This window comes from Mycobacterium gordonae, from assembly GCF_002101675.1.
GTDB lineage: Bacteria > Actinomycetota > Actinomycetes > Mycobacteriales > Mycobacteriaceae > Mycobacterium > Mycobacterium gordonae.
Genome location: NZ_LQOY01000243.1, coordinates 45,811 through 58,106, shown reverse-complemented (window position 1 = coordinate 58,106; position 12,296 = coordinate 45,811). Strand labels below are relative to the sequence as shown.

Genomic DNA, 12,296 nt, shown 5'->3' with positions numbered 1-12,296 from the left:
GCCGGCGGATGCGGGTAACCACTTGGCATTGCAACTCCTAAGATCCATGTTGTTGCAATGACCGTATGAATTTGCCGGCCAATTTGCGTGGCACTTATACCGTCGTGGTGCTTGGTGGCAAGGGCGGTTCGGGCAAGACCGCGATGACTGTCGCGACCGCCAGTGAGTTTGCACGCAATCGTAACGACCAAGTGGTCGCTGTCGACGCCGATCCGGCACAGGCCGCAAATTTGGCGGCTCGGGTGGATCCCAAGGCGTCATCGCTGCGTGCGATTAACGACGACCTTAATCTTCATCGCTACGCCGATGTTGGGGCCTTGACGGGCCACAACCAAGTTGGTTTAGACGTTGTGGCTTCCCCGCGCCATGGAGGCGCTCGCGGGGAGGGGTTGACCGCTGATGAGTTCAGCAAGGGCCATATGCGTCTACAACGGTTCTACAGTGTGCTTTTCGTTGACTGCGGTGTCGATCTCGAACACGAGGTGATGAAGGGTGTGTTCGAGCGCGCCGATGCGGTGTTGATGGTGGCCTCGGCCGTCCCGGACGGCGCCGAAGGCGCGAGCACCAATTTCGAGTGGTTGCGCGACGAAGGCTATCACCAGTTGCTGTCGCGAACAGTGTTGGTGATCAACCACATTCGCCCGGCGCGCAATCGGAAGGATCGTAAGGAGGCGGCCAAACTGGTCGCCACACTCAGGGAGCATTTCGGGAGCTGGGTCAAAAACGATCGCATTATCGAGGTACCCTTTGACCCCCACATCGCCTCGGCGGGCGAGTTGGACCTTCGAAGGGTCAACCCTAAGACCGCCAGGGCGGTGCTTAAGACCGCCGCCGCATTGGCGGCAGGGTTCTCGACAGCGGCCGATGCCCGATGACCACCGCCAATTCCGCACAACAGGCGCCGGAAGTCCCTCGGCTGTGCAAGGTTCATTTGCTGGTCGGGGATGACACGCTCATCGATTACGTCCTGCCTGCTGGGGTGGCGTTGATTGCGGTGATCGAGGACCTCATCCCGCGGGTCAATGCGATTCTCAAAGATCGCGGGCGGGCACCTCTTGATGACACGTTGACCTTTCAACTGTGCCGTGCAGACGCCACTCCGCTCGATCCGCAGCGATCCCTTGATGACAGCCGTGTCTACGACGGGGACTTGTTGTGTCTCTTGCCTACTGACGCCACCGAACGCTTCGCACCTGTCATTGAGGAGGTGTCGACGGCGCTGGCTCGTTCAGCACGCCAGCAGTTCGCCACAGTCGATGTCACGGTCGCGCGTCGGGTAGCCGGGGGGCTTTTCGCAGCGCTGGTCGCGTGGGCCGAGGTGATGTTGGCGCAGTTGTGGTGGCAACAGCACGGCTGGCTGCCCGCGGCGGTGTCGTGGGGATTAGCCGCCGTTTTCTTGGTGTCGGCGAGGGCGGCGACGCGGGCACGAGATGAGCAGCGACGCCGATCGGCGGACTTCCTGGTGTGGTCGGCGCTGATTTGCGCCGGTGCAGGCGCGGCGATGTCGGTGCCGGGACCACCCGGTGGCTGGCATGTGGTGGCCGCGACGGCCACCGTGTTGGCCGGCGTGGCGGCATTGACGATGCTGACCGGCCGCTATCTGACTGTGTTTGCGGGGATGGCTGTGGTCGGGTTATCTGCGGGCGCGGTGGCGGCGATCCACGCCAGCGGTTGGCGAGTGCTGCCAGCGCATCTGGCGGTCGTCTTCTTGGTAGCGGACCTGGTGCTAGTGACGTTTGCAACCAGCATCGGGATCGTGGGGGCCGGAGTGCCCGGGCCATGGTTTCCTTCGGTCACTAACCGGGGGGTGTTTGAGACTCGAGAAGGCGCTGCCCTAAACACGGTGTCGCCGGTGGAGCGTCCGGGCAATGAAACCGTTGAGCAGATCGCGACGTGGGCTCGGCGCGGCACCGCCATCGTGACGGGTCTGCTGGCTGGCGGCGCTGTGGTGTTGGTGGCGGCCGCGCGCTATGCAGTGATGCCCGAAACTGGCGGCGGGTGGCGGTTTTTGGCATTCACGTTGGGGATTTGCGCAATCTTTCTGCTCCGGGCGCGCTCGTTTGTTGATCGCAATCAATCGGTGATGCTGGCCGTTGGTGCGGTCGTCGCGGTAGCGGTGGTGATCGGACGATACGCAAGCGCTCCCAACCCGGCTTCGCCGGTTGTCACCCTGATATGTGTTGGCGCAGCGCTAATGTTGGCCGGGGCGGGCCTGCTTGGAGCGCTGGTGGTGCCCAATGCGCGGATCAGCGCACCGGTAAACCGCGCCGTCGAAGTCAGCGAGTACATTCTGCTGATTTTCGTTGTGCCATGGGCGATCTGGCTGCTGAATCTGCTGTGGGTGGTACGAAATGCGGTCCACGGCTGATGATTAAAGCCGTGAGTACGCTGGGCGCGATCGGGCTCGCCGCAGCACTGGTTGCCGTATCTGGCGGCGTGGCCGGCGCGATTGATCCCCCGGTGGTGCCGCCTGGGCCACCCCCGCCCGATCCCGCACCCGGGCCGGATCAGCCGATGCGCCAGATCGCGGCGTGCACAACAACCGGCGTGTTGCCCGGCAGTGATTTGCGTGAGTTGCCCGCGGCGCTGCAGCTGATGAACATGCCAGAAGCGTGGAAAGAATCCACCGGTGTTGGCGTGGTCGTCGGGGTTATCGATACCGGCGTGGCTGCACAACCTCGGCTGCCGCACCTAGTTTCTGGCGGGGACTATGTCATGGGCCCGTTTGGCGACGGCTTATCGGATTGCGACGGGCACGGCACAGTAGTGGCTTCACTGATTGGGGCGGCGCCTTCAGGGCTCGCACTGGTCCCCAAGCCGGCGTGGGCGGCGCCTGCGGCCCCGCCGGCCGGGGCTCCGCCGCCGCGCGCGATTCCACCGCCACCGCCTCCGCCGACGGTCACGGTGACCCAAACGGTGGCGCCGCCGCCGCCACCACCGCCGCCGCCGCCGCCGCCCGACGAGCCATCATGGGTGGGTATGCCGCCGTCTCCGGTTACTCTCGGCCACGCTCGCGGGCCGGCGCCGCTGGAACCGTCGCCCGGTGGTGGTCCAGACGGGCTGATCGGCATCGCCCCAGACGCGGTGCTGCTGTCGATTCGCCAGACCGCGCAGACTTTCGGCCTGGTTGATCCCGGCGTGGTCGACAACCCCGAGGATGTTCGCCGCGCCGGTGACATCAATTCGTTGGCTCGCGCGATCGTGCACGCGGCGAATCTGGGCGTCAAAGTGATCAACATCAGTGTGGTGTCGTGCATCTCGACAGCCAAGCCCCAGGATCAAAGCGCCTTGGCCGACGCGGTCCACTATGCCGCGGTTGACCGCGACGTGGTGATCGTGACCGCGGCGGGCAACGTTCATGCCCAGGGCTGCAATGGGCAAAACCCGGACCCATTACCGGGTGATCCCACTCGGGGGTGGTCGTCAGTCAAAACGATCGCCACCCCAGCATGGTTTAGCGACTACGCGTTGGCGGTGTCGGCCACCGATTCGACCGGCGTTCCCGCCAGCGGCGACGCCGCCTCATTGCACGGCCCGTGGGTAGGACTGGCTGCGCCGGGAGCCGACATCGTGGGGCTGTCGACGAGCGGGCAGGTGATCAACGGTTCAGTCGATGACGACAAGCTGCACCCTATCGCTGGTAGCTCGTTTAGCTCGGCGTTCGTCGGGGGAGTGGCGGCTTTGGTGCGGGCCAAATTTCCCAACCTGACAGCCCATCAAGTGATCCACCGGTTAGAGGCCACCGCGCACCCTCCCGCTGGTGGACGTGACAACGTGGTCGGTTATGGAACTGTGGACCCCGTTGCGGCGCTGACCTGGGATGTGCCGCCGGGTGAGACGTTTGCCCCCGGGGTTCAGCGCGCCCAGTTGAAAGTGCCGGCCCCGCCCCCGCCACGCGACGCACGTCCGGGCTGGGTCGCGATGGCCATCACCGGTCTCGCCGTCGTCAGCGTATTGGGACTTGCTGTGGGCCTGACCGTCTCGCGTCGCAGGGAGCGAATCTGATGAAGCAACGGTTTGTCTCGGCCCGTATCGCACCCCGCGCCGTGGTCACCGGCGAAGTGGTCGCAGGTCTGGTTGCGCTGGCACTGAGCGCCACGCTGGATTCGTGGCCGATCGCCGTCGCCAGCGGCGCCGCGACCGGACTGGTGATCTGTGTGCTGACCTTCCGGGAGCGCACCGTGTGGCAGTGGGCGTGGCGGGCCATGTCCTGGACGCGCCGCCGGGTGCGCAGACTCCAGCTGCCTCAACCGGTCGATGTCACCCTCAACGAGCACACAGTCGGTGTTGTGATCGACGGGCACACCGTGTCCACGATGATCACTGTGCTGGGCAAGCCTTACATCCCCACCCTATTGCACGCCGACCACACCAAAACACTTAATACCGTGCCGATTAGCGTAATCGCACAAGAGATGCAGCGCTGCGGGTTGAGTGTTGATGTCGACATCATCTGCGAGGGCAGCCGCACAGCCAGAGACAACTATGCCGAACTGTATGAAGCGGCGCTACGGGGGCTGCCGGCGGCCGGTCAGCGTAGCGTGACGTTGGTAGTCCGCTTCGATACGCGCAGCGACCGCATTCTGCCTGGACTGCTGTGGCGGCGAGACACGATCGGCGCGGCGGTGGCGGCTTCTCAGCGCATCACCAGAGCGCTGTGCCAAACAAACTGTCGTGCAAGGCTTTTGACCGCAGCGCAGATGAACGACGCGGTAGCGGCCAGCCTGGGTGGGCCCGAAAACGCGACAGCTTCTTACCAGGACCGCTGGACGAATCTGCAGCGCGGCGGGAAGGCCTATGTCACAGCGTATTTCTTCAGCGCCAGTGACGTGCGCTCTGCTCAACTCGACGACGTGTGGGCCTACCAGAGCGACCACACGACCCTGGTGATCGCGTTGCGCAGCGATCCTGCCGGCGTGCGGGCTTCAGCCCTCGTCCGGTTGACCACCGTGCAACCGCTTGCCAGCTCGCCGCGGCTGGTGCTCAACCCGATGGCGGGCCGACAGTGGGAAGCGTTGGCGCTGACCTTGCCTGGGTGCAGGCGGCTGAGGTTGCCATCAACGCCAGTAACTACCGAACTCAACACAGCTGTCGTAGCCGGCGCATCGGGTGTTCTGCTGGGTGAACTGCGAGACGCTATGCTGTTGATGCCGATATCAGATCCCGCGGCCCCCACCCGAATTGCTCTGCACGCCGATGATGACCAGGCGGTGAAACGGCTGATTCGCCGGGCGGCCGCAGCAGGCGAACAGGTCGCCGTTTACGACCCCACTGGGCGTTGGACAATGACGTCTGCTTCCCCACGGATCTGGACGACGCGCGACGTCACAGCCCAGCCGCCACGTCCTCCGACGATGGTGGTACACAATGGTCGCGTCAACAACTACCCACCCGCGCGCACATCGATCACGGTCGGCGATGTGCCCGCCAGCGCTGCACCCGATATCCGTATCGAACAGCGGGGCGAGCGAATCACCGTGAAAACACAGCGTTTTCGCACCACGTTGAGGTCTGTGACATTCCGCAACGAGGATGCTTATCTGCGGTAATCGATCCTCCCAATGTGGCTGACTTTGGTAGACGAATACCGGGGTGGGAGTGCACGATTGCGGGTATGGCTTGCGATAGCGCCCGCAGCACTCCCGCCGATACCGATCCGAAAACCCACCGGCGCGCAGTGCGTTTCTTTTGGGTGGTGTTGATAGGAGCAAGCGCGGCCTCGATCGCTGGCAACGCGTTACACGCGATCGTGCAGGCCGATCACGTCGCCCCGGCGCTGGCGGCCGCGGTGGCCACGGCCCCACCTCTGGTATTGCTCGGGTCCACGGAAGGGCTCTCGCTGCTCATCAAGGTGCACCGCCGGCCCACCTTGACGTTCTGGGCGGCGGTGATCATGACGCTGTTACTGGGGGCCGGTGCGTTTCGCCTGTCATTTGATGCGTTGTGCAGCTTGGCTATCCGGTGCGGTATCCGCCCAAGCTTGGCATGGTTGTGGCCGCTGATCATTGACGTCACGACCGCGCAGGCCACCGTTGCGCTGGTAGCCCTGACCCGGCTCCTACACAGCCGCGCCGAGGCGCCGCCGGCCCTCGTCGAGGAGGACGTCCCGGTGTCCCTGTCGGCGACACCTCTGCCAGTCGCTGGGTCCTCAGCAGGTGAGCGTGATAGGGCCATGGTGGCGGTCGAGCCGGACCGGTCGCTGTCATCGGTTCCAAGAGTGGACGCCGCTGTGCCCCCGCGAGAGCGTCATGAACACGCCGTACGCACAGTGATGGCATCGAAAAGAACCAAGCAGCCTGCAGAAATCATTGACGCTGTGCTGCGCCGCCACGCTGACGGGCAAAAGCCGGGTGAAATCTCAGAGGAACTCAAGCTGCACCACACAACGGTGAACCGGATACTGGCGACGGCGCTCCACTCGGCAGCGGCGGTGTAAACCCGAAGCTTCCGCCGCAGTGACCTACGTCCGGCGATCGCGAATGTCGCTGCTTTGATAGACGTTCGCGGCCAGTGGCGCCCATGATGACGTAGTGGTCAACGAACCGTACACCCCGTACTGCGGCCTCACCTACAATCGCCAAAACGTTGCCGTGCGTGCGGAGACAGCACCTCACATTCTGGTAAGCGCACCAACACGTACGGGTAAAACACGCAGGATTTTGGCCCCGGCGGCGCTCGTGCATCCTGGGCCGGAAGTTTTGGTGTCGTCGAAACCCGACCTGGCAGAGCTTGTTCTAACACGACGCAATATCGGGATTACCGGTGTGATTGATCTGCGGCCTGAGCACACTGAGGTATGGCCGGCCGGGGTTAGGCGTATGGTCACCGACCCGACCCGCACGATCGCCAGCGCCCATGAAGCACTGACCGTTGCTGAGACCATGCTCGCGACCTCGGGCGTGGGTTTCAGTGGCGCATCGGGCGGCAACGCTGTTGCTGCGGGCGGGCTTTGGGAAAGTCAGGCCGCACCGCCGTTGGCATGCCTGCTGTACGCGGCCAGCCCGCAGGGCAACAGTTTGGGAATGCCCTGGGTGCTCGATGCCGTGCAGGATTTCGGTATCGACGAAACCGGCGGCGACCAACCCATCCCCGAGCTCGGACGCCCGTCGTGGCTGACCGCTTACGGGCTTTGCGAACAACCGAAACTCGCGGCCCCGCTGTATTCTGTTATCGCCGGGATGGATTCCCGGCTGCGTGACAGCATCAAGATCACGGTGTCCAAGGCCGTAACACCGTGGCTGCGCTTGGGTTTGAGCGCCGACGAGGGAGCACCGTACTTGAGCGCGGTCGAACGTGTCGCTGTGGAGTCATTCGACGTCCACATGCTTGATGAGCCGGACGCCACATTGTTTGTGATCGCCCCGAACACCGGCTCGGTCGCCGGAGCCGCGGTGGCTCTGATCGATTCCATCGTGCGTCATTTCCGCCGCAAGATGGCCAATCATCAACTGACGCATCCGCTGCTGCTGGAACTCGACGAGGTATGTAACTCATGTCCGTTGCCGGATCTGTTGACCTACGTGGGGGAGTCAGCGGGACTGGGTGTCAACATCTTGGCGACGGTGCAGGCGTCGGCGCATTTCGACGTTGTATTTGGGTCCAAGTACGCTGAAGCGCTGCGGGAGATGTTTCCGGGCACGCTGATCATGTATGGAGCTCACGAGCGCCATTTGCTCGAACAGGCCTCACATTGGCTGGGAGAGACAACCCGACGTACCGAAGCCTATGAGCCCACAGGGGGGAGTCGGGGCCAATCGTCGCAATTCGGCCAGGCGATCGGTTGGCAGGAACTGCTTCCCCAAAGCCGGGAAGAAGCCCAGCTGTTGCAGCGCGGCACGGCTGGCGAGCGAGTTCATATTCCAGACTGGACCGAGTTCCTGGCTCTGTTCGACCAGGCGGTTCAGCGGCGAATCAAAAAGGCGCAGTGGGGTTGACGGGCGGTTGCCGCGACGGGCGCAATCTATGACTGACGCATTGGTCTCGGTGCTCGCGTCCAGCTTCCCAAGTGCGACCGCTGGGCAGCTCCGGGTAGCTGCACCGTGTAATCTGCCTGTGCTGCAACTAATTTGCTGTCGACGCGATCAAGCGTTTCTCGACGCTGGCCGTGTCCGCAGTAGCACTCCAGCTGCGGACCTACCGACGAATGTTGCCCTCACATGACCCTGGGTCCTGACGCGTGTTTTTCACGATATCGCTTGCGTCTGAGGCGATTTGACGCAGGATCTTCAAGAACAGCACTTGCCCGGCCGAGGTGTTGAGATACCACGGCGGATCGCTGAGCATGGCAATGATCTGTTGCCGCATCGCCTCGAGCGACTGCGAACCCGGCGGCGTGTCACAAACCTGGCCAGCTCGCTCGAGCGCGGCTAACACCCGATGCACAACTGCGTCTACGGTCGTACCCCGATCCATACCTTGAACCGTATCTGTGCCGCCACCCCCCGCTCACACCCCAATTTTTGCAAAGCGGTGTAGGCATCAGCGCGCCAGAGTTGGCCCCGAGCAGCGAACTCAGTTCGCGAATAGCTGCATCGAGGTTGACCGGGAGCTGACCGTGTCGAGGTGCTGGTTGGTGGAGCCGAACAGGACGCTGATTGCGCAAATGAGACACCAGATGGAGATCGCTGCGATGACCGCAGTCCCGCCAAGGATGGGGACCCAGTGGATAGGTGGTGGGGTTCGCCGGCGCGCGTGCAGGGATGGCGGTATGCGGCGGGCGGAGCCCGGTTCGGGGAGTGGATCTAAGACGGTGGTGATGGGCAGCGTCGGCCCGAGAATGAGGTCGTCGTCAACCTCGACAGCTTGGGGTGTCAGTGGCCACCAGTCGCTGGATCCTTCCACGGCTAGCCAGCCTTCGAGGACCCCGCAGACGGCTGCGGTGAGCAGGGTTGCGGGCAGTTGTGTTAGAAGCCAGGGGATGATCAGCTCGCCCCAGAGACTAGGGGAGGGGTTATAGAACGGCAAGGGCAGCGCTGCGAGCGCGGCGCCCCAGAGCAGTGCCGGTATCGGGTAAGCGCGGAGCCGCTCGGGGATGAGCGTGACGATTAGTCCGTAGGCGAGTTTGCCGGCCAACCAGCCCAGCGGCGCGATGGCCGCACAGGTTAGCACCAGTGCGACTTCAAATGATCCGCTGGCTGAGGTGGCGGAGCGCATCGGTAGTGGCAGGGCGACGACGTCGTCGTGTGGGTCGGGTCGGGCACCAACATGGCTGCGTGTGCGAGCGCGAATCTTTTTGGCGAGCAGCTCGGCGCGACGCTTTTGGAAGACAAATATCCCAGCGTGTGCGGCTATCCATGCTCGGCGTTGGTCGTCGAAAATGTCAGCGGGCATGCTCGGCCGGGTCCCGGCTTGTCAGGAGTTCGGTGAGCAGCTGACGGGCGTCGGCCAAGATTGAGTGGCATTGCTCGACGAGGCCTTCGACGGCGTGCAAAACGGTGTGTACGTGGGTGTCTTGGGGCGGTGGTGTGGCTGGGACCCCGCCGTCAAGGATCGCCCTTGACGACCCGTGGGCCCACCCGAGCGCCTCATCGAGTCGGGCCAGCGTGGCCAGCGACATGGTGCGTGAGCCGTTACTGGATTTGTGCAGTGTCGAGCGGTTGGGTCCGCCGCGGCGGGCCAGTTCGACACGGGACATGTGCAGGACCGCCAGCCGTTCAGAGACGAAGTAGTCGAGTCGCGCTGGCCCATCATTAGGTGCAATCACGCCCACAAAACTACCTAAACGCAACCATTATCGTCTAACCATGTGGACAACCTTGCCTATTACCGCTTATGGTTGCGTGCATAGGCGCCCACCCGATTTAGCGGCGCCGAGACGACGAAGGGACACCGCGATGAAGGGGCTTGTGGCGACGGCCGCAGTGCTGATGACAGTCATCGCCGCGATCGTGTTGGCGATCGTCGAACTGCTCATCAAACTCGCTCCGTTGCTGGTCGCGGCGGCGTGCTTGTGGGGAGCGGCCAAGCTAATAGGCGCACACCGCGCCCGAGGGGCGGCCGACGAGGAGCGTCTTAAGCAGGACTGGAGCCGGACCGCTCCCCAAGGCCCACCGCAGGCGGCGCCATCCACACCGCTGCCGCCGGTAATTGCTCATCGCGAACGCATGTATGTGGTGCGCGGTGAGGACACCGGCTTGGCCTCTGACCGCGACGACGGCTATGTCAAGGTTTCGGCGACGGCATTGCCGCGTGTGCAGCGTTTGCCGGCCACCTACCATCACCGGCGCAAATTCACGCCGCGCCGGGCTAGCGGGCACCGTTCGGGGCGGCGGCGGCCGTGAGCTCGGTTTCTGATCAGCAATGGCTGCGTCAGATTGGGGTGAATCTCGACGCCGATGCAGAACACGACCAAGACACCCTCGACAGCGGCGCGGCCGGGGAGTCAGCCGACGAGCATCCCGATGATGATGGCGCGATCAGCGACAACGACGCCGCACCCTTCGGCGAGGATCAAAGTGCCGACGCCTTTGCGGGTGCGTTCGTTTCCGACGGCGACGACCACACCGACTCGGCAGAAAACGAAAGCCCCGGTGCCGACGCTGATTTAGATCACGAGGCGGAGCGGCGTACGCGCCGATTTACGCCGTGGGTACTCGGCGCGTTCGCTGGCGTCGTGTTGTTGGCAACGGTGATAACCACGCTGGGCGTCACACTCTCAGGTCCCGACAACCCTTCGCCGAGTCTGCGCCAGCACGCAGTCAAATCGGGCCCCGCACCGACAATGGCGGCAGCACCAGCGCCGACTCCTGCTGATGGCGGCGATCACCCACTGCCGTTTACCGCCTCAGCCGACTGCCCGGCGGGCGCCTCAACTTCGGCGAAATCGATTGCCGATCCCGACAAGCCATCGCCGTGGATCTGCGTGCGGCATACGGATGGACAACCGCTCTATATCACGCTCGGGCCCGCCGGAATCGAACGCGCTTACGTGATCACGGCGGTCAGTATCGTGCCGGGGGATACTGCTGCGGCCCAGGGGTCCGGCGGTGACCCATGGCTACAGCATCGGGTGGTCACGTTGCTGCAGTGGCAGTTCAATGACACTGCGCACACGGTCGTCGACCAGGACACCGGCAATGCTCACGGCGAAGCGGTCAAACTGATTCCCGGGATCAGCGCCTCAAAAATCACTGTGATCATTCGGCACACCAGCCGTCCGGTCGCAGCCCCCCAGCCCAGCGTGTCGGCCCCAGACGGCGGACCGTTCGGCGGAATCCTGGGTGGGCCCACCCCGGCCACCGGCCCGGAACCGACCAACGGGCCTGACCCGACCGGCTTTGGGTCGGGACACGACACCGATCCCAGTGATGGAACCTTCGCGGTGTCGAGCATCAAAGTCATTGGGCACCAGGCGACATGAGGACGATGTGGTGAGAATCAGCAACGTATGGAAGAAGCGCATCACGGTGCTGGGCCACAGCGCCGGCCGGGTCGCTCTTGTGATTCTTGTGGCCAGTTCGTCCATCAACGGTATCGCCCTGCTGTGGGGGTTTGTCTTTCCCCCTGAACCAGCACCAGTGGCGGCGGTGGCCCGCGACGTGATCAACGAGACCGATCCCGTGAAGGCTTTCGCCGTGAATTGCGTGAAAGGGCTACTTGTCGGAACCACCTCGGGTGCTTCGAATTTGACACGCTGCTTTCCCGGGGGACAAAAGTACGAGTTGCCCACGACATCGTCGATGACGGTGTCGAACCCGGCGGCGTGGGCATCTAAGCGCAAGACCTCTTCCAACGACATCGTGCTCTATAGCGTGAAGGTTCAAATCGACGAACTGCCCTACCCGTCGGCGCCGCCGACGACGGCTTTCTACCAGCTGCCGGTGGCGGTATACCGGGATATGGGCATTCAGGCTCTTGATCGGATCAGCAGAGTCGATATGCCGCCTCCGGGAGCCTATGTGCCGCTGGGCTATTCAGCACCAATCGCTGCCAACAGCCCACTTTTTACGATGCTGTCTGGGTTTGCGACGTCGTTTTTAACCACCTCGGGTGGACTGGAACGGTTTATCACCACCGACTCGGGCATCACAGCCGTAGGGTCGTACTCCTCGGCCACAGTGACTGCTGCTCAGGCCGACAACACTCCACCCGATGCTCCCTCCGATAACAACGAATTAGCCACGCACATCGATGTTTCGGCGCGCCGATCCGATTACACCCTCGTATCGCTGTCTTATTCCCTGACGCTGCGTTCGGTGGGCGGCACCTGGTTTGTTGCCCAGATCGACGCGATCCCGCTGTTGGCTGACGCGACACCGACACCGGTGCCCACCACGGCGGTAGCACCGCACTGACCA

At 63.6% G+C, this 12,296-nt stretch carries 12 protein-coding genes; 9 read left to right on the top strand and 3 right to left on the bottom strand.

Going from position 1 to position 12,296, the window contains the following annotated elements; all coding sequences use genetic code 11:
- Positions 1–65 precede the first annotated feature (65 nt).
- From AWC08_RS31595 to AWC08_RS31570, 6 genes are all read left to right on the top strand, one after another.
- Positions 66–875 (top strand): MinD/ParA family ATP-binding protein, encoded by an 810-nt coding sequence (locus AWC08_RS31595; RefSeq protein WP_069434993.1) that lies wholly within the window; start codon positions 66–68, stop codon positions 873–875.
- Entirely contained in the window at positions 872–2,368 is a 1,497-nt protein-coding gene (eccD, locus tag AWC08_RS31590; protein WP_007172157.1) for a type VII secretion integral membrane protein EccD, read from the top strand. Before AWC08_RS31595 ends, eccD begins: the two co-directional genes overlap by 4 nt.
- Complete coding sequence (locus tag AWC08_RS31585) at positions 2,368–4,005, top strand: S8 family serine peptidase (protein ID WP_040624272.1); 1,638 nt, start codon at positions 2,368–2,370, stop codon at positions 4,003–4,005. Before eccD ends, AWC08_RS31585 begins: the two co-directional genes overlap by 1 nt.
- Positions 4,005–5,549: a type VII secretion protein EccE gene (gene eccE, locus AWC08_RS31580; protein ID WP_007172159.1), complete on the top strand. Its 1,545-nt coding sequence runs from the start codon at positions 4,005–4,007 to the stop codon at positions 5,547–5,549. The genes AWC08_RS31585 and eccE overlap by 1 nt, the downstream gene beginning before the upstream one ends.
- 65 nt (positions 5,550–5,614) lie before the next feature.
- Positions 5,615–6,436 (top strand): DUF2637 domain-containing protein, encoded by an 822-nt coding sequence (locus AWC08_RS31575; protein ID WP_080691135.1) that lies wholly within the window; start codon positions 5,615–5,617, stop codon positions 6,434–6,436.
- Between the two features lie 94 nt (positions 6,437–6,530).
- Entirely contained in the window at positions 6,531–7,934 is a 1,404-nt protein-coding gene (locus tag AWC08_RS31570; RefSeq protein ID WP_040624275.1) for a type IV secretory system conjugative DNA transfer family protein, read from the top strand.
- A 199-nt stretch (positions 7,935–8,133) separates the two neighbouring features.
- On the opposite strand, the gene AWC08_RS36030 is transcribed toward AWC08_RS31570, so the two are convergent.
- The 3 genes from AWC08_RS36030 to AWC08_RS31560 form a co-directional block, all read right to left on the bottom strand.
- Complete coding sequence (locus AWC08_RS36030; protein ID WP_007172162.1) at positions 8,134–8,412, bottom strand: hypothetical protein; 279 nt, start codon at positions 8,410–8,412, stop codon at positions 8,134–8,136.
- A 99-nt stretch (positions 8,413–8,511) separates the two neighbouring features.
- On the bottom strand, positions 8,512–9,330 hold the full coding sequence (locus tag AWC08_RS31565; RefSeq protein ID WP_007172163.1) for a hypothetical protein: 819 nt from the start codon (positions 9,328–9,330) through the stop codon (positions 8,512–8,514).
- On the bottom strand, positions 9,320–9,703 hold the full coding sequence (locus AWC08_RS31560; RefSeq protein ID WP_073877511.1) for a helix-turn-helix domain-containing protein: 384 nt from the start codon (positions 9,701–9,703) through the stop codon (positions 9,320–9,322). The genes AWC08_RS31565 and AWC08_RS31560 overlap by 11 nt, the downstream gene beginning before the upstream one ends.
- A gap of 130 nt (positions 9,704–9,833) precedes the next feature.
- Between AWC08_RS31560 and AWC08_RS31555 the strand changes: the two genes are divergently transcribed.
- From AWC08_RS31555 to AWC08_RS31545, 3 genes are read left to right on the top strand one after another with little or no spacing between them, the layout of a single operon-like run.
- Positions 9,834–10,280 (top strand): hypothetical protein, encoded by a 447-nt coding sequence (locus tag AWC08_RS31555; RefSeq protein ID WP_007172165.1) that lies wholly within the window; start codon positions 9,834–9,836, stop codon positions 10,278–10,280.
- Positions 10,277–11,359, top strand: a complete 1,083-nt coding sequence (locus tag AWC08_RS31550) for a hypothetical protein (protein ID WP_046182038.1) — start codon at positions 10,277–10,279, stop codon at positions 11,357–11,359. Before AWC08_RS31555 ends, AWC08_RS31550 begins: the two co-directional genes overlap by 4 nt.
- Before the next feature lie 10 nt (positions 11,360–11,369).
- A complete protein-coding gene (locus tag AWC08_RS31545; protein WP_073877513.1) occupies positions 11,370–12,293 on the top strand; it encodes a conjugal transfer protein in 924 nt (307 codons plus the stop codon).
- Positions 12,294–12,296 lie beyond the last annotated feature (3 nt).

Bases quoted from the DNA above. Each gene is read 5' to 3' on its own strand.
- AWC08_RS36030 (WP_007172162.1), bottom strand. From the start codon at position 8,412: ATGGATCGGGGTACGACCGTAGACGCAGTTGTGCATCGGGTGTTAGCC.
- AWC08_RS31575 (WP_080691135.1), top strand. From the start codon at position 5,615: ATGGCTTGCGATAGCGCCCGCAGCACTCCCGCCGATACCGATCCGAAA.
- eccE (WP_007172159.1), top strand. From the start codon at position 4,005: ATGAAGCAACGGTTTGTCTCGGCCCGTATCGCACCCCGCGCCGTGGTC.
- AWC08_RS31595 (WP_069434993.1), top strand. From the start codon at position 66: ATGAATTTGCCGGCCAATTTGCGTGGCACTTATACCGTCGTGGTGCTT.
- AWC08_RS31585 (WP_040624272.1), top strand. From the start codon at position 2,368: ATGATTAAAGCCGTGAGTACGCTGGGCGCGATCGGGCTCGCCGCAGCA.
- AWC08_RS31555 (WP_007172165.1), top strand. From the start codon at position 9,834: ATGAAGGGGCTTGTGGCGACGGCCGCAGTGCTGATGACAGTCATCGCC.
- AWC08_RS31565 (WP_007172163.1), bottom strand. From the start codon at position 9,330: ATGCCCGCTGACATTTTCGACGACCAACGCCGAGCATGGATAGCCGCA.
- eccD (WP_007172157.1), top strand. From the start codon at position 872: ATGACCACCGCCAATTCCGCACAACAGGCGCCGGAAGTCCCTCGGCTG.